The 20915-nt window shown below is 70.1% G+C and carries 20 protein-coding genes; 3 read left to right on the forward strand and 17 right to left on the reverse strand.

What is annotated here, in order from left to right; genetic code table 11:
- Nucleotides 1-52: 52 nt before the first annotated feature.
- From fbaA to OG349_RS16525, 8 genes are all read right to left on the reverse strand, one after another.
- Nucleotides 53-1084, reverse strand: a complete 1032-nt coding sequence (gene fbaA / locus OG349_RS16490) for a class II fructose-bisphosphate aldolase (protein WP_327235325.1) — start codon at nucleotides 1082-1084, stop codon at nucleotides 53-55.
- Between the two features lie 195 nt (nucleotides 1085-1279).
- The gene (pyrE, locus tag OG349_RS16495; protein ID WP_327235327.1) at nucleotides 1280-1819 is read right to left on the reverse strand and encodes an orotate phosphoribosyltransferase; all 540 of its coding nucleotides are present in this window, start codon (nucleotides 1817-1819) and stop codon (nucleotides 1280-1282) included.
- Between the two features lie 44 nt (nucleotides 1820-1863).
- Nucleotides 1864-2691 (reverse strand): aldose epimerase family protein, encoded by an 828-nt coding sequence (locus OG349_RS16500; protein WP_327235328.1) that lies wholly within the window; start codon nucleotides 2689-2691, stop codon nucleotides 1864-1866.
- Between the two features lie 55 nt (nucleotides 2692-2746).
- Nucleotides 2747-3724, reverse strand: a complete 978-nt coding sequence (locus tag OG349_RS16505) for an SRPBCC domain-containing protein (protein WP_327235329.1) — start codon at nucleotides 3722-3724, stop codon at nucleotides 2747-2749.
- A gap of 134 nt (nucleotides 3725-3858) precedes the next feature.
- On the reverse strand, nucleotides 3859-5502 hold the full coding sequence (locus tag OG349_RS16510) for a polyamine aminopropyltransferase (RefSeq protein ID WP_327235330.1): 1644 nt from the start codon (nucleotides 5500-5502) through the stop codon (nucleotides 3859-3861).
- A 73-nt stretch (nucleotides 5503-5575) separates the two neighbouring features.
- Nucleotides 5576-6094 (reverse strand): DUF2617 family protein, encoded by a 519-nt coding sequence (locus tag OG349_RS16515; protein ID WP_167029704.1) that lies wholly within the window; start codon nucleotides 6092-6094, stop codon nucleotides 5576-5578.
- A gap of 457 nt (nucleotides 6095-6551) precedes the next feature.
- On the reverse strand, nucleotides 6552-6848 hold the full coding sequence (locus tag OG349_RS16520; protein WP_327235331.1) for a hypothetical protein: 297 nt from the start codon (nucleotides 6846-6848) through the stop codon (nucleotides 6552-6554).
- Nucleotides 6849-7085: 237 nt separating this feature from the next.
- On the reverse strand, nucleotides 7086-8312 hold the full coding sequence (locus OG349_RS16525) for an aminotransferase class I/II-fold pyridoxal phosphate-dependent enzyme (protein ID WP_442806263.1): 1227 nt from the start codon (nucleotides 8310-8312) through the stop codon (nucleotides 7086-7088).
- On the opposite strand from OG349_RS16525, the gene OG349_RS16530 reads away from it, so the two are divergent.
- The gene (locus OG349_RS16530) at nucleotides 8311-8490 is read left to right on the forward strand and encodes a hypothetical protein (RefSeq protein WP_327235332.1); all 180 of its coding nucleotides are present in this window, start codon (nucleotides 8311-8313) and stop codon (nucleotides 8488-8490) included. The two genes, OG349_RS16525 and OG349_RS16530, sit on opposite strands and share 2 nt — an antisense overlap.
- On the opposite strand, the gene OG349_RS16535 is transcribed toward OG349_RS16530, so the two are convergent.
- The 4 genes from OG349_RS16535 to clpB all read right to left on the reverse strand — a co-directional run bounded on the left by OG349_RS16535 (nucleotide 8487) and on the right by clpB (nucleotide 13684).
- The gene (locus tag OG349_RS16535) at nucleotides 8487-9014 is read right to left on the reverse strand and encodes a YbjN domain-containing protein (RefSeq protein WP_161310977.1); all 528 of its coding nucleotides are present in this window, start codon (nucleotides 9012-9014) and stop codon (nucleotides 8487-8489) included. The two genes, OG349_RS16530 and OG349_RS16535, sit on opposite strands and share 4 nt — an antisense overlap.
- Nucleotides 9015-9089: 75 nt before the next feature.
- Nucleotides 9090-9611, reverse strand: coding sequence for an RloB family protein (locus OG349_RS16540; RefSeq protein WP_327235333.1), 522 nt, complete (start codon nucleotides 9609-9611; stop codon nucleotides 9090-9092).
- Nucleotides 9612-9657: 46 nt separating this feature from the next.
- On the reverse strand, nucleotides 9658-10914 hold the full coding sequence (locus OG349_RS16545; protein ID WP_327235334.1) for an AAA family ATPase: 1257 nt from the start codon (nucleotides 10912-10914) through the stop codon (nucleotides 9658-9660).
- 136 nt (nucleotides 10915-11050) lie between these two features.
- The gene (gene clpB, locus OG349_RS16550; protein WP_327235335.1) at nucleotides 11051-13684 is read right to left on the reverse strand and encodes an ATP-dependent chaperone ClpB; all 2634 of its coding nucleotides are present in this window, start codon (nucleotides 13682-13684) and stop codon (nucleotides 11051-11053) included.
- A gap of 130 nt (nucleotides 13685-13814) precedes the next feature.
- Here clpB and OG349_RS16555 point away from each other — a divergent pair, with 130 nt between their 5' ends.
- Nucleotides 13815-14276, forward strand: coding sequence for a pyridoxamine 5'-phosphate oxidase family protein (locus OG349_RS16555; protein ID WP_327235336.1), 462 nt, complete (start codon nucleotides 13815-13817; stop codon nucleotides 14274-14276).
- 146 nt (nucleotides 14277-14422) lie between these two features.
- On the opposite strand, the gene OG349_RS16560 is transcribed toward OG349_RS16555, so the two are convergent.
- A complete protein-coding gene (locus OG349_RS16560) occupies nucleotides 14423-14743 on the reverse strand; it encodes a (2Fe-2S)-binding protein (protein ID WP_161310980.1) in 321 nt (106 codons plus the stop codon).
- Nucleotides 14744-15094: 351 nt separating this feature from the next.
- On the opposite strand from OG349_RS16560, the gene OG349_RS16565 reads away from it, so the two are divergent.
- Nucleotides 15095-16105, forward strand: a complete 1011-nt coding sequence (locus OG349_RS16565) for a helix-turn-helix transcriptional regulator (protein ID WP_327235337.1) — start codon at nucleotides 15095-15097, stop codon at nucleotides 16103-16105.
- 241 nt (nucleotides 16106-16346) lie between these two features.
- Here OG349_RS16565 and OG349_RS16570 read toward each other — a convergent pair whose 3' ends face one another.
- The 4 genes from OG349_RS16570 to dnaK all read right to left on the reverse strand — a co-directional run bounded on the left by OG349_RS16570 (nucleotide 16347) and on the right by dnaK (nucleotide 20629).
- Nucleotides 16347-16814: a heat shock protein transcriptional repressor HspR gene (locus tag OG349_RS16570; RefSeq protein ID WP_327235338.1), complete on the reverse strand. Its 468-nt coding sequence runs from the start codon at nucleotides 16812-16814 to the stop codon at nucleotides 16347-16349.
- Between the two features lie 6 nt (nucleotides 16815-16820).
- Entirely contained in the window at nucleotides 16821-18020 is a 1200-nt protein-coding gene (dnaJ, locus tag OG349_RS16575) for a molecular chaperone DnaJ (RefSeq protein WP_327235339.1), read from the reverse strand.
- A gap of 75 nt (nucleotides 18021-18095) precedes the next feature.
- Nucleotides 18096-18767, reverse strand: a complete 672-nt coding sequence (grpE, locus tag OG349_RS16580) for a nucleotide exchange factor GrpE (RefSeq protein ID WP_327235340.1) — start codon at nucleotides 18765-18767, stop codon at nucleotides 18096-18098.
- Entirely contained in the window at nucleotides 18764-20629 is a 1866-nt protein-coding gene (dnaK, locus tag OG349_RS16585) for a molecular chaperone DnaK (RefSeq protein WP_327235341.1), read from the reverse strand. Before dnaK ends, grpE begins: the two co-directional genes overlap by 4 nt.
- Between the last annotated feature and the right edge of the window lie 286 nt (nucleotides 20630-20915).

Here is a 20915-nt window from a genome sequence, read left to right on the forward strand (position 1 = left end):
CGTGTGGGATACCGGGCCCGCGGTGCTGAGCTGGTGCCTGCTACTCGGTCTTCTACTTGATCTTCGTGCCCGAGGAGCGCAGCGCGCCGCACGCCTCGGTGACCCGGGCGGCCATGCCGCCCTCGGCGAGCTTGCCCCAGGTGCGGGGGTCGTAGGTCTTCTTCGAGCCGACCTCGCCGTCGACCTTCAGCACCCCGTCGTAGTTCCGGAACACGTGGTCCACGACGGGCCGCGTGAACGCGTACTGGGTGTCGGTGTCGAGGTTCATCTTCACGACGCCGTTCTCCAGCGCGGTGGCGATCTCCTCGGCCGAGGAGCCCGAGCCGCCGTGGAAGACGAAGTCGAAGGGCTGGCTGCCCGAGGGCTTGCCGTACTTCGAGGCGACACCCTCCTGGAGGTCCTTGAGCAGCTCCGGGCGCAGGACGACGTTGCCCGGCTTGTAGACGCCGTGCACGTTGCCGAAGGACGCGGCCAGCAGGTAGCGGCCCTTCTCGCCCAGGCCCAGGGCCTCGGCGGTGCGCAGCGCGTCCTCGACCGTGGTGTAGAGCGAGTCGTTGATCTCGTGGCTGACGCCGTCCTCCTCGCCACCGGTCGGGGTGATCTCGACCTCAAGGATGATCTTGGCGGCAGCGGCCTTGGCGAGCAGCTCCGAGCCGATCTCCAGGTTGTGGGCGAGCGTCTCGGCGGAGCCGTCCCACATGTGCGACTGGAAGAGCGGGTTACGGCCGGCCTTCACGCGCTCGGCGGAGACGTCGAGCAGCGGGCGGACGTACGTGTCGAGCTTGTCCTTGGGGCAGTGGTCCGTGTGCAGCGCCACCGTGATGTCGTACTTCGCGGCGACGATGTGGGCGAACTCGGCGAGCGCGACCGCGCCCGTCACCATGTCCTTGTTGTACTGGCCGCCCAGGAACTCCGCGCCACCGGTGGACATCTGGATGATGCCGTCGCTCTCGGCCTCCGCGAAGCCGCGCAGCGCAGCGTGCAGGGTCTGGGACGAGGTGACGTTGATGGCCGGGTAGGCGAACTTGCCTGCCTTCGCCCGGTCGAGCATCTCGTTGTAGACCTCGGGGGTTGCGATGGGCATCGGGCCGCTCCTTGTGATGTGCGGGTGTGAGGACTAGTCCCTGACCGGGGGCATGTCGTGGGGCGACGTCATCGTCGGCCCCATCTTTCCAGACTCTTGTGGTGGCTCGACCATGAGCGGGGGCCGTTTCACGTGAAACGGCCCCCATACCCACAAAGGGCCAGGTCACGGCAGGTAACAGACACCCCAGGAGCCTCAGGCCAGATCGAGATCGACCGTCGTGTACGCGTGGAGGTACGGGAGCCCCGCCTCCCGCACGGCCGCCGCCGCGCCCCGGTCCACGATGACCGCGACCGCGACGACCTCGCCGCCCGCCTCCCGTACCGCTTCCACGGCCGTCAGCGGGGAGCCGCCGGTGGTGGACGTGTCCTCGACCACCAGGCAGCGGCGGCCCTTGACGTCCGTGCCCTCGATCCTGCGCTGCATCCCGTGCGCCTTCTGCGCCTTGCGGACCACAAACGCGTCCAGCCGCTTCCCGCGCGCGGCGGAGGCGTGCAGCATCGACGTGGCCACCGGGTCGGCGCCGAGCGTGAGCCCGCCCACGCAGTCGAAGTCCAGCTCGGCGGTGGTCTCCAGCATGACCTGGCCGACCAGCGGCGCGGCGTGACCGTCCAGCGTGATCCGGCGCAGGTCGATGTACCAGTCGGCCTCCAGACCCGAGGAGAGGGTCACTTTGCCGTGCACCACGGCGATGTCCTTGATCTGCTGGAGCAGTTCAGCGCGTACGTCAGTCATGGTCACGAGCTTAGACCGACCGGTCAGGGGGGACGCCGGTGCGCTCAGAGCCGCTGCCAGCTCCACTTCGCCGACACTTCCAGCGGCTCCAGCGGGGTGACCAGGCGGGGCAGGGTGTTCAGCCCGTTCGGCGGGCCCGACTGCGGTTCGACGCAGACCGCCTCGTCCTGCTCGTCGTACACCACGACCCACTCCTCGCGGCTGGTGACCTTCAACCGCAGCTGTCCCGGCCAGGTGAGGGTGACGTCGACGCCGTCGGGCATCCCGAAGCAGTCGTCCCAGGGGCCCGGCACCGGCTCGATGCGGCGGCCGGTGGGCAGCGAGTTCCCGCCGCGCTCCTCCTGCCAGGCGGGGTTGAAGTCGAGGTGGACGTCGCCGTTGCCGAGGTTGCGCCGGAACCACGGGTGCCAGCCGGCCTGCGCGGGGAACGACGAGTCGTACGTCTCCACCCCCATCGTGAGCATCAGGGAGTCGTCGGCCAGCTCGAAGGTCTGGGAGACCCGTCCGCTGTACGGCCAGGGCTCGGTCAGGTCGTAGCTGAACGCCGCCCTGCTCTCGGTCGCTGCCGCCCGGCCCTCGGTCTCGATCCCGCTGGTGCGGGCGACCCGCCAGCTGGTGTCGCGGCCGGTGCCGTGGATGGCGTGCGCGCCGGAGTTCAACGGCATCTGGTGCACGACGTCCCCGGTACGGAACTGGCCGTTCTCGATCCGGCCGCACCACGGCACCATCGGGAAGCAGCCGAACCGCTCGCCCTGGCGCAGCAGTTCCGTCCCGTCGATCCGCAGGCTGCTGATCCGGCAGCCGTTCTCCGGGTCGATGGTCAACTCGGCGTCGCCGGCTTTCAGTCGGATGCTCTCATCGCTGCTAGTCACCCTCCGACAGTACTTGCGCCCGCCCCTGCTCGCGGCGCCCCTACTCGCGCCGCCCCTACTTGCGCCGCCGCAGGACACGCCCGACGACCACCGCGGACGCGAGGGCCAGCGCGGCGGCGGGCGCGATCCACCGGAGCGTGGCACCGACGGCCCCGCCGGTCTCGGGGGCGGGCACGGGGGCGTACCGGCCGCGCGGCGGCGCGTGGTCGACCTCCTCGGCGCTGCGCCCGATCATGGTGCGGCGGGCGTGCGCGGCCTCGGCGGGGGGTTCGTCGGGGACCAGGAAGTCACCTTCGCCGGCGGTGGTCTCGCCGTCGAGGGGCACGTCGAGCGGGCCGTCGAGGGCGGAAGGGGGGACGGAGGCCCCGAACCCACTGCCGGCGTCGGCATCGGGATCGGGATCGACGTCGTCCGTGTCGGCGTCCCCGTGATCCTGCTCGTCCTGGGCGGGCGGCAGCGCGTCAGCGGCCCGGTCGGCGGACGGCGGGGGCGCGGGCTTGTCCGGAGCGGCGGACGTTTCCGAGGTCTCAGAGGGCTCGGGCACGTCAGCGGCCCCCGCCCCCTCAGCCCCTTCCGGCCCTCTCGTCCCCTCCGGCGTCACGGCCTCTTCCGCCAGACGGGTGGCGAACCGGTTCAGCAGCCGGTGCGCGGCAGCCGTGGCCGCCTCCGAGGGCAGCTCCGCGAGCCGCCCCTCGGCCCGCGAGGCGCCGGTGAAGACGAGCGTGGTGCCGTCGCCGCCCGGCGCGTCGGTCAGCCGCAGCGTGAGCGTCAGCTTGGCGGAGCCCGTACCCCGGATCTCCGTACCCTCGGCCCCGGCGGTGAAGACACCGTCCGCGCCCTCGGTCAGCGTCAGCGCGCCCCGGTACGTGATGGTGTGGCCGCCGGCCCGGAACTTGAGCCGCCCCGCGAGCGCGCCCGCGTCGGCGTCCGCGTCCTGTTGGAGTCCCGGTACGCAGCGGGCGACGCGGACGGGGTCCCGCAGCGTCTGCCGGAGGGTCTCTGCCGTCACCGGAACGAACACCTCATGCTCCATGGGAACCGAGCCTACTCAGCCCAACCGCGCAGGGCGCCCCCAAGCGACGAACCGAATCCGTACGGGTGCGGTTTCCCGGCTTCCACCCCCGCGGACCACACCTCTCCGCCCCCGCCCCGCCCGGACAGGCCCCCTCACCCCCCGTACCGCGGATGCACCAGCGTCGACGCCGGCAGCCCGCCGAGTCGGGACCGGGCCGCCTCGCGGGCATCCGACGCCAGCTCCGACAAGGTCAGGGAGCGGAGATGAGGCGCTCCCGGCGGGAGGCCCAGGCGGGGCGGGCGGGCCCTCGCCGCCAGGAGCAGGCCCCAGTCGCCCGGCGCCGGGCGGCCGCCCCTGACCCGGTCGGGGCCCGCCGTGAAGCGGGTCAGCCGGCCCTCCGCGCGGTACGGGCTCGTGCCGAACCCGGCCGCCCTGAGCGTCGCGTCGACCGTCCAGTACGTACGCGGCTGGGCCGTCGGCGAGCCCGCGTGCACCGCCAGCCGGCCACCGTCCGCGAGGACCCCCCGCGCGAGGCCGTAGAACTCCTCCGAGTACAGCTTCGTGCTGGCGGTGATGCCCGGGTTCGGCAGGTCCGAGACGATCACGTCGTACGGCTCGCCGCGCCGCCCGCGCAGCCAGGCGAACGCGTCCGCCGTCACCACCCGCAGGCGCGGGTCGTCGTACGCGTGCCCGTTCAGCTCGGACAGGGCCCGGTCCGTACGGGCCAGCCGGACCACCCCGGGGTCCAGCTCCACGACCGTGACTGCGCGGACGTCCCCGTACCGCAGCACCTCCCGCGCGGCCAGCCCGTCGCCCCCGCCCAGGACCAGGACCCGGCGGTGCGGCCCGCGCATCGCGGGGTGCACGAGCGCCTCGTGGTAGCGGTACTCGTCGCGTCCGCTGACCCGCAGGCGCCCGTCCAGGTACAGGTCGAGCGGCTCGCCGCGCCCGCCCGTCAGCACCACCTCCTGCACCTCCGTGTGCACCGCGACCCGCACCCGGTCCCCGTACACGGCCCGCCGCGCGGCCCGTTCGAAGTCGTCCACGAGCGCCGCGGTCGTCGCCAGGACCGCCAGCACCAGGATGTTGACGATCACCAGCAACAGCCGCGAACGCGGTGTCAGGTCCCGGCGGAAGACCCACAGGACGAGCGCCCCGCCCGCCAGCGCGTTGACCGCGCCCGTCAGCAGCGCGCCGGTCAACTGGCCCAGCCACGGCAGCAGCAGGAACGGAAAGGCGAGACCGCCGACCAGCGCGCCCACGTAGTCGGCGGCGAAGAGGTCCGCGACCGTCCCGCCCGCGTCCTGCCGGGAGACGCGCTGGATGAGCGTCATCAGCAGCGGGATCTCCGCGCCGATCAGGACACCGATGGCGAGCGAGAAGGCGACGAGCGCCGGCCGGGACTCGCCGACCCACGCGAAACTCGCGTACAGGACCAGCGCCGAACAGCCCCCCAGCAGCGCGAGCGCCGCCTCCACCAGCCCGAACCCGACCGCCGCCCAGGGCCGTAATCGCTTGGCGAGCAGCGAGCCGATGCCCATCGCGAAGACCATCACCGAGAGCACGACGGACGCCTGCGTGACGGAGTCCCCGATCAGGTACGACGCGAGCGCGACCAGCTCCAGCTCGTACACCAGTCCACACGCGGCGCAGATGAAGACCACCGCGAGAATCAGGAAGCGGCCGGCATCCGGCCGCACGGGCAGCCGTGCCCCGCCCTGCGGCGGTCCGCCTGGAGGGGGCCCACCGTGAGGCGGTCCACCCTGCGGTGGCGAGGAGACGGACTGCTGGATCATGCCGTAACGCTACGTCACAGCAACATGCCGGTTTGTCACCCACACGGGTGTAAAAAACGGCGCAAGCGTGTAACTACAGCGTGGCGGGCATACGGACCCCGATCCGGGTCCGTGTGACGACGAGCCGCCCCTCCTGGGGGTAGGCGTGCCACGTGCGCCAGCCCAGCTGCCCCTTCTCTCGGTGCGCCACCATCGCGGTGAACGCGTGCGGTGAGCCGGGGAACGTCCCGGCCAGCCCGTTCGGGTGGTCGGTCACCAGCGCGAGCAGCTCCTGCGCGCGGGCCGCGAACTTGCCGGGCGACAGCGTCTCCACCCGCGCGGCGAATTCGTACTCCCACTCGCCCAGCCGTTCGGAGACGCCGAGCGGCAGCGGTGTGCTGCTGCCGGGGATGCAGGCGACGGTCTCGGAGCAGGTGCCCCGCTCCTCCTCCACGAGGACCTGGTGGGAGGCGCCGAGGAGCCTGAGCTGGAGTGTCGTACCGGACAGTTCGAGATCGAGGACGGCCAGGGCGGGAAGCGGCTCCCGGCCCAACGCCCAGGCCAGATCGGCGGCACGGGTGTCGGTGTAGGCGGTATTGAGGGTCGTGAGCATGGGTCGGCTCCGCAAACACGCTTGACGGGTGGACCGGGGGCTTCCCGGGAACGAGCGAATGGATTGGTGGGGAAGGTGGCCCGCCCGGCTTGAACGAGGGCCGGGGGCTGGGGCTCTCCACAGCGAGGGAATCACGAACTACGCCGCGCTCACAGCGTTTTTACCCAACTTGACGGGGTTTCCATCCCCATGGGGGCTGCTCGGTTCAACTGTTCACCAGAAAACGAAGATGAAGTCAACGAACCGGTCAACATGGGTACTTCACCCACGCAACGGCGGCCCGGGGGGTATCCGGCGGCCTCGCGGGACACACACTCCCGGTGCGTCCCGGCACACCCTCCCGGCACTCCCCGGCACGTCCGGGCACGACGGCGCCCGGTGGGCACGTGCTCCCCACCGGGCGCCGACGACGGTCAACAACCGCGACGGTCAACAACTGCGGACCGGCTGCCCCGTGTCAGCCGCCTCCGCCGCCGCACCCCCCGCCACCGCCGCACGACGATCCGCCGCCACAGGAGGAACCCCCGCCCGCGCAGGACGCACCGCCCCCGCCCCCGCCGCCCCCGCCGGCAGCGCCGCCCCCGGCCCACCAACTGCCCTCGGAGCGCTTCTTCTTGGCACCCTTCTTCTTCAACGACGTCACGCCGTTCACGGCCGTCGTACGCCGCTGGTCGCGAGTGACACTCCCGACCACCGCCTTCACCGCTATCGCGATCACCACGAACACGACAAACGCGATCACCAGACCTGCCATGGCCCCCCCATCCTTCACTTCCCCCGAAGCGAGACCCTCGCGCCTTCGCGTGGCCGGCTCCGCTACTGCCCGGCTTCCTGCGTTCCTTGGCTTCCTTTGCTTCCTTCGTTTCCTGCGTTTCCCCCGTGACAGGGATGTCCCCCCACGCCCCCACGGCCAAAGCCGAATTGAGCAACTCCAGAGGTTCGAACCCGCTTCGCCCACGCGCCCCGCACCACACACGCATCACCGCGCGAGTCAGGGCGCGAGCGCCGACAGCCGCTCCACCGCCGTCCCCAACACGTCCGCCCGCTTGCAGAACGAGAAGCGCACCAGCCAGGCCGGCGCGTCCGCGCCCACGTAGAACGCCGAGGTCGGGATGGCCACCACGCCGGCGCGGCCCGGCAGGTCGCGGCAGAAGTCCACGCCGTTCTCGTACCCCGCCGGACGTACGTCGGCCTGGACGAAGTAGCCCGCGTCCGCGCGGAAGGGGCGCAGGCCCGCCGCCGCCAGTCCGGTGCTCAGGAGGTCCCGGTGCGCGCGCAGGGTGCCGCGCAGTTCCGCCGCCCACTCCTCGACCGAGCCGAGGGCCCGGGCGAGTGCTTCCTGGTACGGCGTACCCGAGGCGTACGTCAGGAACTGCTTCGCCGCGCCCACCGCGGCCACCAGCGGCGCGGGCCCGCAGACCCAACCGATCTTCCAGCCCGTGGTGTTGAAGGTCTTGCCGGCCGACGAGACGACCACGGTCCGCTCCCGCATCCCGGGCAGCGCGGCGACGGCCAGGTGGCGGACGCCGTCCTCGTACACGAGGTGCTCGTACACCTCGTCCGTGATCACCGTCAGGTCGTACGTACGGCACACGTCCGCGACCTCGGCCAGTTCCGCCGGGGTGAAGACCTTGCCGGTGGGGTTGTGCGGGGTGTTCAGGATCAGGACGCGTGTACGGGGGGACACCGCGGCGCGCAGTGCGTCGGCGTCCAGCGCGAAGTGGTCCCCGTCGAGGGCCAGCGGTACGGGGACGAGCGTGGCCCCCGCGAGCCGCGCGTCCGCCGCGTACGCGTCGTAGCAGGGGTCGAAGGCGACGACCTCGTCCCCGGGATCGCAGAAGGCCAGCACGGCGGCGGCGAGCGCCTCGGTCGCGCCGGTCGTCACGAGGACCTCGCCGACCGGGTCGTACGCGAGCCCGTACCACCGCAGCTGATGCGCGGCGACGGCCTCGCGCAGGGCGGGGAAGCCGACGGCGGGCGGGTACTGGTTGTGGCCGGCGAGCACGGCGTCCGCCACGTCGCGCAGGAGGCCGGGCGGACTGGGCAGCTCCGGGACGCCCTGGCCGAGGTTGATCGCGCCGGTGCTGCGGGCCAGTTCGGTCATCTCGGTGAAGATCGACGTACCCATGCCCCGCACGCGCCCGGCGGCCGGCCAGGCGCGCGCGCCCGTACCCGTATCCGTATCCGCGCCGACGCCCGTACCCACACCCAGATCCATGTCCACGCCTCTACCCATCCGCCGGTCCGCTGGTCCGCTGGTCCGCCTCACGATAGGCGCCGCGACGTACGCGACTGCCGCTCGCGACGGCGCAGCGAAAAGCCCGGCCAGGGCGGCGATCGTGGTGATCACTGCCCTGGCCGGGCTGTCGTTCCGCTACGGGACGTACGAGACCTAGGCGTCCTCGGGGTTCTCGTCGCCCGGCGCGAGGCCGAACTGCTCAAGCAGCCACTTGTCGAACTCGATCGACGCGCGCACCCAGCTGACCGTGGACGACACGAAGTGCTCCAGGTTGACGCCCATGCTGATCAGCATCTGGGCCTCACCGATGAGGCGGATGGTGGGCGGACCGTCCCCCTCCTCGTGGATGTGGCTGTACACCTTGGGCCACAGCGTCCGGCGGTTCCAGTCGTCGATCGCGTCGAGGATCTTGTCCTTGTCCGTGATCGGGTGCGGCCGGTCGTAGAACGTCCGCACCGAGAAGACCTGCTGGTCGTCCTCGCCGCGGAACATGAAGTACGTACGGAATTCCTCCCACGGCGCCGCGAGGTCACCCTCGTCGTCGACGACGTACTTCAGCTCCATCTGTTCGAGGAGCTGCTTGACCAGATCCTGGTCGGGGACGACGGGGCCCGCCGGTCCTGCACCCTGCGGCTGGGGCGGTCCCCCGAAATTCGGAATCGAGGACGGGTCGATAGACATCGCTGGAAACTCCTGAGGATGGCGTGCGTGCCGTTGTCTCCCATCGACCCTAGTCGCGATAGCCGTTCGATGCGCTCACGGGTCAGTCATACGGTCCGTGAGCCGCCAAACGCCGGTCGACGGGTTGCGGGCGTGTTCCTCCCCGCTGGGGTCGAGCGTGCGGGCTCTGACGGTCGCCTGGGCCACATTTTCCCGGTATCGGGCGAAGTCGATGCGTGTCTTGTCGTAGGCCGGGACGTGCTTGAGCATCAGGGGCAGCAGCTTCTTGTACGTGGCGACGTGCGCGCGGTGATCGGCGAAGTGGAGGAGCAGCCACAGCTCGAAGCACGGGTTCGACACGGCGATCCTGATGCCGTACCGGCGGGCCAGGACAGCCGACTCGGCCACGTCGGGGTACTCATCGACGTCGAAGACGCACCACACCTCGTCGTACCCGTCCCGGTTCAGGTCCCACTGCCCGCGTGCGTACTCGACCAGCTGCGTCGGCGAGCACGCCTTGCCGCGTACGACGACGGAGACGGCCGGGTTGCGCAGGTGATCGCGTAACCCTTGCAGGTACTGCCGCTCGGTCTCCTTGCTGCCGCAGACGACCAGCATGGTGCGGGCGGACCGCCGGACCGGACCACGGCGCCGGCCCGAGCCCTCACGTGGAAATGACCTCGCCATGCGCCCCCCAGTACTTCTTGAGCATGTCCTCGAACGCCGTCTCCGGCAGCAGCGGTACGGCCCCGTAGCTGCCCGCCAGGTAGCGCCGCTCGAAGTTCTCTCCCTTGCGGGGCTTGAAGTCGCTGAGCGGGTAGAGCTCGGAGGCCCCGGTCGCGGGGTCCTTCTCCACGAACCACACCTGGTCCCGCTGCAGAACTTGGTCACCGAGCATGGTGCCGAGGAGCGAGGCGTCGTGGGTGGTGAAAATCAACTGGGCGCCGTGCGGATTCAGCTCCGGGTTCTGGAACAGGGTGACCAGCTTGGCCGTGAGCATGGGGTGGAGGCTGACGTCGACCTCGTCGACCCACATGGCCCGGCCCGCCAAGATCGCGGAGAGTCCTCCCGTCACCAGCGTCAGCCACGTTTTCGTGCCGGCCGATTCAGCATCGACGGGCAGTACGAAATCCTCAGTGCCTACGCGGTGAACGAATTCCATCGACTCTGACTCCGCCAGTTCGAAGGCGTCCTCTTGGTCTACTCGCCCGCTCGGCGCGTCCGCCGGTCCGCGACGAATGCCGTGCACACCCAGATCCGCCGCCGCCAGAACCTCCGCCCCAAGGGGCAGTCCCTTGTTGGCGAGCTTCTCGTAGGCCGCGACCGCAAACGCCCCGAACTGGGCAATCGACTGCCGTGTGTGGTCCTCAATGACCAGCGCACTGTGCAGCTCAAGCCACACCGCGCCGAGCTGCCTGTGTGCCGACTGGGCGGCAGCGGAGAGATAAAGGCTGTTGGGCCGCATGATGCGCTCGGCGGCGACCCGCTCACCCGTCAGCGTGGCGCCGTAGGCCATCGCCATGCGGGCGCGCTCGAAGAGGACGCGTCTGCGACCCTTGGGATAGACGTACAACCACTCCTCGGTCACTTCGGCATCCGTGATGCTGAAGCCGTACACGTGCCGCACGCCTTTGTGCCGCACGTCGACAGCATAGGAAGACGCTTCCGCCCGGCTCTCGTGATCCAGGAGGAAGGGCCGACGCGGGACAGGCGCACCAGGCAACCACCTCGCCTGCGATTGGTGCACGGCCGTCTTGAAGAACTTAAACGCGTCCACAACCGTCGACTTCCCCGACGCGTTGGCACCGTAGATCGCCACGACCGGCACCGCGGGCCGCTCGTCCCCGTACACCGGTGCGAGATTCAGCTCCTGCGGCTCGCGCAGGGAGCCGTGATTGGCGACACGAAAGCTCAGCAACATGCCGTGGCGCCTCCAAAGAGCCTTGTGCGCAAGTGAACCGCCAGTATCAAGCTTTATCCGATGGTAGCTTCCTGCCCACGAACGTGGACAGGCCCACCACCCAGGTGGGTGACGGGCCCGTCAAAGCCGACACGCACTACAACGTCTTCTCCGTCGGCGCGCTCCCCGAAGCCTCCGCCTCCTCCGGCTCCCCCGGCCCCACGATCAGGCCGTCGCCGAAGCGGGCCACGCGGACCGTGTCGCCGTCCGTGATCTCGCCCGCCAGGATCTCCTTCGCCAGCTGGTCGCCGATCGCCGTCTGGATCAGGCGGCGCAGGGGGCGGGCGCCGTACGCCGGGTCGTTGCCCTCCTCCGCCAGCCAGGACAGGGCCTCGGGAGTGACGTCCAGGGTCAGGCGGCGTTCCGCCAGGCGGGCGGCCAGGCGGTCGATCTGGAGGCCGGCGATGTGGGCCAGTTCGTCCTTGGACAGGGCCGAGAAGACCACCAGGTCGTCCAGGCGGTTCAGGAACTCCGGCTTGAAGGAGGACCGGACGACCTTCAGGACCTGCTGCTTCTTCTCCTCCTCGCCCGTCAGCGGCTCGACCAGGAACTGGCTGCCCAGGTTCGACGTCAGGACCAGGATGGTGTTGCGGAAGTCGACCGTCCGGCCCTGGCCGTCCGTGAGCCGGCCGTCGTCCAGGACCTGGAGCAGGATGTCGAAGACCTCGGGATGGGCCTTCTCCACCTCGTCCAGGAGGATCACCGAGTACGGGCGCCGGCGCACCGCCTCCGTGAGCTGGCCGCCCTCCTCGTAGCCGACGTAGCCGGGAGGCGCGCCGACCAGCCGGGCCACCGAGTGCTTCTCGCCGTACTCGCTCATGTCGATGCGGACCATCGCCCGCTCGTCGTCGAAGAGGAAGTCCGCGAGCGCCTTCGCCAGCTCGGTCTTGCCGACGCCCGTCGGGCCGAGGAAGAGGAACGACCCGGTGGGCCGGTCCGGGTCGGCGATTCCGGCGCGGGTACGGCGTACCGCGTCGGACACGGCCCGCACGGCCTCGTGCTGGCCGACCAGGCGCTTGCCCAGCTCCTGCTCCATCCGCAGCAGCTTCTGCGTCTCGCCCTCCAGCAGCCGCCCCGCCGGGATGCCGGTCCAGGAGCCGACCACGTCCGCGATGTCGTCGGGGCCGACCTCCTCCTTGACCATCGTGTCCTTGGACGCTTCCTGTTCGGCCTCCGCGGCCTCCTCCAGCTCACGCTCCAGGCCGGGGATCTCGCCGTACAGCAGCTTGGACGCGGTGTCGAAGTCGCCGTCACGCTGCGCGCGCTCCGCCTGGCCGCGCAGGTCGTCCAGGCGCTCCTTCAGCTCACCGACGCGGTTGAGGCCCTGCTTCTCCTTCTCCCAGCGCGCGTTCAGCCCGCGCAGCTCCTCCTCGCGGTCCGCGAGGTCGCGGCGCAGCTTCTCCAGCCGCTGCTTGGAGGCGGGGTCGGACTCGTTCTTGAGCGCCAGCTCCTCCATACGGAGGCGGTCGACGGACCGCTGGAGCTCGTCGATCTCCAGCGGCGAGGAGTCGATCTCCATCCGGAGCCGGGACGCGGCCTCGTCCACCAGGTCGATGGCCTTGTCGGGCAGGAACCGCGAGGTGATGTACCGGTCGGAGAGGGTGGCGGCGGCGACCAGCGCCGCGTCCGCGATCTGCACCTTGTGGTGGGCCTCGTACCGGCCCTTGAGCCCGCGCAGGATCGCGATCGTGTCCTCGACGTTCGGCTCGGCCACCAGCACCTGCTGGAAGCGCCGCTCCAGCGCCGCGTCCTTCTCGATCCGCTCGCGGTACTCGTCGAGCGTCGTCGCGCCGACCATCCGCAGCTCGCCACGGGCCAGCATCGGCTTGAGCATGTTGCCCGCGTCCATGGCGGAGTCGCCGCCGGCGCCCGCGCCGACGACGGTGTGCAGTTCGTCGATGAACGTGATGATCTGTCCGTCGCTGCCCTTGATCTCGGCGAGGACGGTCTTGAGGCGCTCCTCGAACTCTCCGCGGTACTTCGCGCCGGCCACCATCGCACCGAGGTCCAGCGAAACCAGCCGCTTGTTCTTGAGCGATTCCGGCACGTCGCCCTTGACAATCCGCTGTGCGAGCCCTTCGACCACGGCCGTCTTGCCGACGCCGGGCTCACCGATCAGGACCGGATTGTTCTTCGTACGGCGTGACAGCACCTGCACCACACGCCGGATCTCCTGGTCCCGGCCGATGACCGGGTCGAGCCTGCCCTCGCGGGCGGCGGCGGTGAAATCGGTGCCGAACTTCTCCAGGGCCTTGTACTGGCCCTCCGGGTCGGGTGTGGTCACCCGGCGCCCTCCCCTTGCCTTCTCGAACGCGTCCAGCAGCTTCTTCGCCCCGGCCCCTTGCCGGTCCAGCACCTCCCCGGTCCGCCCGCCCTTCGCGGCGATGCCGATCAGGAGGTGCTCGGTGGAAAGGTATTCGTCGCCCAGCTCCTTCGCCCGCCGGTCGGCGTCCGCGATGACGGCCAGCAGCTCGCGGTTGGGCTGCGGGGGCGCCACGGTGGAGCCCGCGGCGGTCGGCAGGGCGGCCAGCAGCCGCTCCGTACCGGACCGTACCGCCGCCTGGTCCGCCTCGACGGCGGTCAGCAGATCGGTCACGTTCTCGTTGTCCTGGCCCGAGAGCAGGGCGAGCAGCAGGTGGGCGGGGGTCAGGTCGGCGTGGCCCGCCGCCACGGCCCTGCTGGTGGCGGCGTTGATGGCGTCCCGGCTCTTGTTGGTCAGCTCGGCGTCCACGGGCGCTTTCTCCTCCTCGCGCGGATCTCAACTCTGGCTGGGGTGTCGCGCCCCAGTCTCAACTCTGACTGAGGCAACCTACGCAAAGTTGAGTCTATTCCACTCAGGGTCGCACGCCTACGCTTTCCACATGGCTCATGACGTACACCACCCCAGCCCCGAGTTTCTCGCGTTCTGGCGCGAGCACCACCTGTGCACGCTGACCACCCTGCGGGCCGACGGCACGCCGCATGTGGTCGCGGTGGGGGTGACGTACGACCCGGAGGCTCGCCTCGCACGGGTCATCACCAACAAGAACAGCAGGAAGGTGGCCAACATCCTGGCGTCGGGCGCGGGAAGCGGCCACACATCAGGCCACACATCAGGCGCCACATCAGGCGATACGTCACGCGGCGGCGCACGGGTCGCCGTCTGCCAGGTGCACAAGAGGCGCTGGGCGACCCTGGAAGGCGTCGCGACGATCCGTACGGGCCAGGAAGCCGTGGCAGACGCGGAAAGCCGTTACGCGGAGCGCTACGGACGCACTCCCGCGCCCAACCCGGACCGGGTTGTCATCGAGATCGCCCTGGACCGGGCGCTCGGTCGCGCGTGATCGTCCGGTCGGGGCCAGGGGGGTGCCCCGACCGGACGCGCCCGCACGCGGGCGGGGGGCACAGCGGCGCCATCGTGTTTCAGGTCCACGATGGCGCCGCTGTGTGGGGGAAGTGCCGGAGCGATCTACAACGACGGGGGAATCGCTCAGGCACTGCGGGGGGTGGCGAGGATGGTCTTGGGTTCGACCAGCTGGTGATCACGCTGGTCGAGGTTCACGAAAATCATGTCGTACCGGATGGCACAGCGGACGGGCTGTGGGGCGCCCCTCGGCTTCCGCAGGCAACGGTAGGCCCGGACATCGTCGTCCTCCTCGCGTACCACGAGGATCGGCTCTCCGAACAGGGTCACTGTCAGCGAGTCGCCACGGTGCGGAATCGCCGTGACAAGGTCGATGAAGTGCCAGCCCGACCGGTAAGCCGTGGCCATCTCCCGCCGGAAGACCCGGTCGTCCGGCGGGACAGTCATGCGCCGGTGCCAGCCGGCTCGCCCCAGGCGATGTCCGTCGGTGCCGGGCCCCACGCGATGTCACCCGCTGCGGCACCCCACGCGATGTCACCCGCCGCGGCTCCCCACGCGATGTCACCCGCTCCCGCGGCCTGCGATCCGGCAGGCGTGGTGACCTGACCTGCGTCTCCCCCGACAGCCAGCACACCACAGGCCAGAGCCGCAGAGAAAGCAGTGGCAGCCACCGCGCGAAGCATTCTCTTATACATAGTCGGCTTCGTCCTCACTTAATGGGTTCCTCTTCCCCCGCCATGAAGACGATGTCCCACCCGGGCACACCAACGCCACCGGATCGAGGCATCATGTTCCTGTATGTTCAGGACCCTGGGGGGTGGAGATTTGCCCGCAAGAGACACAAACCCGACACATCCCCATGCCATCACCGATATGTGTGATGAGGGCAGGCGGCTTTACGCCAGTGCGCTGCGCTCCGGACGCATCGCCCGGAGCGAAGCCGCGGTGGCTCCGTGCCTCATGGAATTCCCGCTTCTGCACCCGGATCCGGACGATGCGGACTGGCTTCGCCCCGTTCCACCGTCCGCGGCGCTCGCCCAGCGGCTCCACCCCATCGAGCGGGAGATCCAGGAGAGGCGACATTTCGCCGTCGAACTGACCGACTCTTTCGAGCCGTTCATGACGATCAGCGCCCAGGATCCGCCCATCACCCACGCGATCACCGTCCTGGAGGGCGACAGCCGGATCAACGCCGCGCTCGACCTGTCCACCGCCGAGTGCAAAACGGAAGTACTGACCCTGCAACCGGGCGGCGGCAGGAGCGCGCACCTGCTCGCCCAGGCGTTGGAGCGCGGCAGGGCGGTCGTGAACCGCGGCGTCAGCATCCGAACCTTGTACCAGCACACGGCACGCCACAGCCAGGGCACCCTCGCCTACGCGGAGATGCTGGGCCAGAACACGGTGGAGATCAGGACACTGGAAGAGCTCACCGAGCGCCTGATCATCTTCGACCGGACCGTCGCGTACATCCCCGCCAGGTCCGACCGCCAGGTGGCCCTGGAGCTGCGTCACCCGGGGCTCGTGGACTACCTGGCGCAGGTCTTCGAGCAGCTCTGGCGGCGCGCCACGCCCCTCACCGAGCAGGTGGAGTACGAGCCGACCCCGGCCGGCATCACCGGTGTCCAGCGGACCATCGCCCAGCTCCTGGTGGAGGGGTACGTGGACGAGGCCATCGCGCGCCGGCTCGGGATGAACGTACGGACGTGCCGCGCGCACATCGCCAAGCTCGCCACCACGCTGGGCAGCGGCAGCCGCGCGCAACTCGGCTACCTCATCGCGAATTCGGGGATTCTGAACCAGCAGTCGTGACCACGAGCCGGACCGGCCGATCCTGACCAGGAACCCGGACCGGCCGATCCTGACCAGGAACCCGGACCAGCGGTCCTGACCAGGAACCCGGACCGGCGATCCTGACTCCTGACCAGGAACCTGCATGCGCGGGCCTCTTGCCAGAACCTCTCAACACAGGCCCTCCGACCCGCTGGACGCAGCACAGCGCCCCCGGAGCCGACACACAGGCATCCGGGGGCGGGCCACTTCGCGAAGGCCGCTAAGGCCTGTCCGCCGGCCGCCACACCACCAGCGCGCTGGTCGCCTGTACGTCCGTGTACGGCACCAGGTCGCGGCGGTACGAGGCATGCACCTGCGCCTCGCGCTGGCGCATGGCCGCCGCCGCGCCGTCCACGGCCGCCGACAGCTCGGCGACCCGGGCCTGGAGCGCGGCGACCTGGTTCTCCAGCTCGATGATCCGCTTGATGCCCGCGAGGTTGATGCCCTCGTCCTGGGACAGCGCCTGCACCTGGCGGAGCAGCTCGATGTCACGGGCCGAGTAGCGCCGGCCCCGCCCCGCCGTACGGTCCGGGGAGACCAGGCCCAGGCGGTCGTACTGCCGGAGGGTCTGCGGGTGCAGCCCCGAGAGCTGGGCCGCCACCGAGATGACGTACACCGGCGTCTCCTCGGTCAGTTCGTACGCCCTGCCGAACGCAGAGGGCGGTCTGCGCCGCCCGTCCCTGTCCATCTCGGGTCATGCTCCCTTCGCGGCCTGGAACAGCTCCGCCCGCGGGTCGTCGTCCGCCGTCGCCTTCCGGTAGGCCTCCAGCGCGTCACGTGCCTCCACACCGAGGTCCTTGGGGACGGCGACCTCGACGGTGACCAACAGGTCCCCGCGGCTGCCGTCCTTGCGTACGGCGCCCTTGCCACGGGCGCGCATCGTACGGCCGTTCGGGGTCCCCGCGGGCAGTTTCAGCGTGACCGGGGGGCCGCCGAGCGTCGGCACCTTCACCTCGCCGCCCAGCGTCGCCTCCGTGAAGGAGACCGGCACCGTGACGGTGAGGTTGTCGCCCTTCCGGCCGAAGACCGGGTGGGCGCCGACATGCACGACCACGTACAGGTCGCCCGCCGGGCCGCCGCGCTCGCCGGGAGCGCCCTTGCCGCGCAGCCGGATCCGCTGGTTGTCGCTGACGCCCGCCGGAATCCGTACCTGCATCGTCCTGGACGACCTGGCGCGCCCGCTGCCCTTGCAGACCTCGCAGGGGTCCTGGGCGATCAGACCGCGGCCCTTGCAGTCCACGCACGGGTCGGTGAGCGAGAAGCCGCCACCGCTGCCACGGGAGACCTGTCCGGTGCCCACGCAGGTCGGGCAGACCCGCGGGGTGCCGTTCTTGTCGCCCGTGCCCGAGCAGGCCTTGCAGGGTGCCTGGCTGGACATCCGCAGCGGGACGGTGGCCCCGTCGACCGCCTCGGTGAAGCTGAGCGTCACCTCGGACTCGATGTCCTGGCCGCGGCGCGGCTGCACGCGGGTGGTGCCGGGGCCTCCCCGGTTGAAGAGGCCGCCGAACATGTCCCCGATGCCGCCACCGCCGCCGCCGAAGCCGCCGCCCTGCGCCGTTCCCGTACCACCGCCGCCCGGGGCGCCCCCGAAGAGGTCGCCCAGGTCGAAGTTGAAGGAACCGCCGCCGGCGCCGGGTCCCGGCCGGAAGCCGCCGTTGCCGAAGAGCGCGCGGGCCTCGTCGTACTCCTTGCGGCGCTTGGTGTCGCCGAGTACGTCGTTGGCCTCGGAGATCTCCTTGAAGCGCTCCTCGGCCTTCGCGTCGCCCTTGTTGGCGTCCGGGTGGAACTCGCGGGCGAGCTTCCGGTACGCCTTCTTGATCTCGGCCTCGGTGGCGTCCTTGGGGACGCCGAGAACCTTGTAGTAGTCCTTCTCCACGAAGTCCTTCGTGCTCATTCCCGACGTCCCTCCTCTCCACCGGCCACCCTCACGCCGTCCGTGCGTGCGTCAGCACTCGTCCGTGCCTCGGCGTCAGCCCTCGTCGGGGCCACCGTCGTCCTTGCCTTGGGCGGACGAGCCGGACTCGCCCGCCTCCTCCGCCGACTTCGGCGTGGCCCCCGGCTGGGGCTCCGCCACCGCGACCCGGGCGGGCCTGATCGTCCGCTCGCCGAACCGGTACCCAGGCTGAAGGATCGCGACGCAGGTGTCTTCCGTGACATCCGGCGCATACGAGTGCATCAGCGCTTCGTGGATCGTCGGGTCGAAGGGCTCGCCCTCCTTGCCGAACTGCTGGAGGCCCATCTTGGCGACGATGGTCTCCAGCGACTCGGCGACCGACTTGAAGCCGCCCACCAGCTCTTCGTGCTCCCGGGCGCGCCCGATGTCGTCGAGCACCGGCAGCAGCTCCGTCAGGAGCTTCGCGACAGCGATCTCCTTGACGGTGACCCGGTCGCGCTCCACCCTGCGGCGGTAGTTCTGGTACTCGGCCTGGAGCCGCTGGAGGTCCGCCGTACGCTCGGCGAGCGCCGTGCGCACCTGGTCCAGCTGTGCTGTCAGAGCTATGTCGTTCACGTCCCCGGCCGGGGCCGCCGGGCCGGTCTCCTTCACGGAGTCCGGCCCGCCGGCCTGCGGCGCGGCGTCTTCGGGGGTCGCGCCGGAGGGGACGTCAGGCTTCTCTTCGAAGCCCGGGGTCTCCTCGGTCACGCGGCACCGCCCTTGGTGTCACGCTCGTCGTCCACGATCTCGGCGTCGACGACGTCGTCCGTACCGTCCTGGGACGCCTGGCCCTGCTGGCCGCCCGGCGCCTCGGCACCGGCGGTCGCGCCCTCGGCCTGGGCGTTGGCGTACATCGCCTGGCCCAGCTTCTGGGAGACGGCCGCGACCTTCTCCGTGGACGTACGGATCTCGGCGGTATCCTCGCCCTTGAGCTTCTCCTTCAGCTCGGCGATGGACTCCTCGACCTCCGTCTTGACGTCGCCGGGGACCTTGTCCTCGTTGTCCTTGAGGAACTTCTCCGTCTGGTAGACGAGCTGCTCCGCCTGGTTGCGCGTCTCGGCGGCCTCGCGGCGCTTGTGGTCCTCGTCCGCGTACTGCTCGGCCTCTTCGCGCATCCGGTTGACCTCGTCGCGCGGCAGCGAGGAGCCGCCGGTGACGGTCATCTTCTGCTCCTTGCCCGTGCCGAGGTCCTTCGCGGCCACGTGCATGATGCCGTTGGCGTCGATGTCGAAGGCGACCTCGATCTGCGGCACCCCGCGCGGGGCGGGCGGCAGGCCGGTCAGCTCGAACATCCCGAGCTTCTTGTTGTACGCGGCGATCTCGCGCTCGCCCTGGTAGACCTGGATCTGCACCGACGGCTGGTTGTCCTCGGCCGTCGTGAAGATCTCGGAGCGCTTCGTCGGGATCGTCGTGTTGCGCTCGATCAGCTTGGTCATGATGCCGCCCTTGGTCTCGATACCCAGGGACAGCGGGGTCACGTCAAGGAGCAGGACGTCCTTGACCTCACCCTTGAGGACACCGGCCTGGAGCGCGGCACCGATGGCGACGACCTCGTCGGGGTTCACACCCTTGTTGGCGTCACGGCCACCGGTCAGCTCCTTGACCAGCTCCGCCACGGCGGGCATACGGGTCGAGCCACCGACGAGCACCACGTGGTCGATCTCGGACAGCGCGATGCCGGCGTCCTTGATGACGTTGTGGAACGGCGTCTTGCAGCGGTCCAGCAGGTCGGAGGTGAGCTGCTGGAACTGCGAGCGGGTGATCTTCTCGTCCAGGTGCAGCGGGCCCTCGGCCGACGCCGTGATGTACGGAAGGTTGATCGTGGTCTCGCTGGACGAGGACAGCTCGATCTTCGCCTTCTCCGCGGCCTCGCGGAGACGCTGGAGAGCCATCTTGTCCTTGCCCAGGTCCACGCCGTGGCCGTTGGCGAACTGCTTCACCAGGAAGTCCACGAGGCGCTGGTCCCAGTCGTCACCACCGAGGTGGTTGTCACCGTTGGTGGCCTTCACCTCGACGACGCCGTCACCGATCTCCAGCAGCGAGACGTCGAACGTACCGCCACCGAGGTCGAAGACCAGGATCGTCTGGTCGTCCTTGTCGAGCCCGTAGGCCAGCGCGGCCGCCGTCGGCTCGTTGACGATACGCAGCACCGTGAGGCCCGCGATCTCGCCGGCCTCCTTGGTGGCCTGGCGCTCGGAGTCGTTGAAGTACGCCGGTACGGTGATCACCGCGTCGGTGACCTTCTCGCCCAGGTACGCCTCCGCGTCCCGCTTCAGCTTCTGCAGCACGAAGGCCGAGATCTGCTGCGGGTTGAAGTCCTTGCCGTCCAGGTTCATCTTCCAGTCGGTGCCCATGTGGCGCTTGACCGACCGGATGGTCCTGTCGACGTTCGTGACCGCCTGGCGCTTGGCTACCTCTCCGACGAGCACCTCGCCGTTCTTGGCGAAGGCGACGACGGACGGCGTGGTCCTGGCGCCCTCTGCGTTGGTGATGACGGTGGGCTCGCCGCCTTCGAGAACGCTGACGACGGAGTTAGTCGTGCCCAGGTCGATGCCGACCGCACGTGCCATTTCAATTCCTCCAACTGACTTGAGTGGAACAGGCTCAAGGATGCATCACGGATCGCGGCGAGTCAAAGGACCTGAGTCGAGGGGGCTCAATAATCGTGCTGACGCGGCGCAACGGGCCTGGCGGGGGGCTTGCGGAGTGTCCGCCGGTACGCGGAGCGCCTCGCGCGGCGAGGCGGCCGCGTCCTGCGGTCGTTCTGTCATAACTTTCACAAAGGCCCCGAAAGTTCCCCGGGAGCCGCTTGAACCTCCTTGAGCCCCTTGAGCCCTCTTGAGCCCGGAACGGTCA

Origin of the sequence: Streptomyces sp. NBC_01317, from assembly GCF_035961655.1 — a bacterium.
Classification (GTDB): domain Bacteria; phylum Actinomycetota; class Actinomycetes; order Streptomycetales; family Streptomycetaceae; genus Streptomyces.

Coding starts and splice junctions, on each gene's coding strand:
- OG349_RS16520 (WP_327235331.1), bottom strand. CDS start 6,848: ATGGCAGGTCTGGTGATCGCGTTTGTCGTGTTCGTGGTGATCGCGATA.
- fbaA (WP_327235325.1), bottom strand. CDS start 1,084: ATGCCCATCGCAACCCCCGAGGTCTACAACGAGATGCTCGACCGGGCG.
- OG349_RS16515 (WP_167029704.1), bottom strand. CDS start 6,094: ATGCTCACGACCCTCAATACCGCCTACACCGACACCCGTGCCGCCGAT.
- dnaK (WP_327235341.1), bottom strand. CDS start 20,629: ATGGCACGTGCGGTCGGCATCGACCTGGGCACGACTAACTCCGTCGTC.
- OG349_RS16530 (WP_327235332.1), top strand. CDS start 8,311: ATGTCCACGCCTCTACCCATCCGCCGGTCCGCTGGTCCGCTGGTCCGC.
- OG349_RS16570 (WP_327235338.1), bottom strand. CDS start 16,814: ATGGACAGGGACGGGCGGCGCAGACCGCCCTCTGCGTTCGGCAGGGCG.
- OG349_RS16505 (WP_327235329.1), bottom strand. CDS start 3,724: ATGGAGCATGAGGTGTTCGTTCCGGTGACGGCAGAGACCCTCCGGCAG.
- OG349_RS16565 (WP_327235337.1), top strand. CDS start 15,095: ATGTTCAGGACCCTGGGGGGTGGAGATTTGCCCGCAAGAGACACAAAC.
- OG349_RS16555 (WP_327235336.1), top strand. CDS start 13,815: ATGGCTCATGACGTACACCACCCCAGCCCCGAGTTTCTCGCGTTCTGG.
- OG349_RS16525 (WP_442806263.1), bottom strand. CDS start 8,312: ATGGATCTGGGTGTGGGTACGGGCGTCGGCGCGGATACGGATACGGGT.
- pyrE (WP_327235327.1), bottom strand. CDS start 1,819: ATGACTGACGTACGCGCTGAACTGCTCCAGCAGATCAAGGACATCGCC.
- dnaJ (WP_327235339.1), bottom strand. CDS start 18,020: ATGAGCACGAAGGACTTCGTGGAGAAGGACTACTACAAGGTTCTCGGC.
- OG349_RS16535 (WP_161310977.1), bottom strand. CDS start 9,014: ATGTCTATCGACCCGTCCTCGATTCCGAATTTCGGGGGACCGCCCCAG.
- OG349_RS16540 (WP_327235333.1), bottom strand. CDS start 9,611: ATGCTGGTCGTCTGCGGCAGCAAGGAGACCGAGCGGCAGTACCTGCAA.
- OG349_RS16560 (WP_161310980.1), bottom strand. CDS start 14,743: ATGACTGTCCCGCCGGACGACCGGGTCTTCCGGCGGGAGATGGCCACG.
- OG349_RS16545 (WP_327235334.1), bottom strand. CDS start 10,914: ATGTTGCTGAGCTTTCGTGTCGCCAATCACGGCTCCCTGCGCGAGCCG.
- OG349_RS16510 (WP_327235330.1), bottom strand. CDS start 5,502: ATGATCCAGCAGTCCGTCTCCTCGCCACCGCAGGGTGGACCGCCTCAC.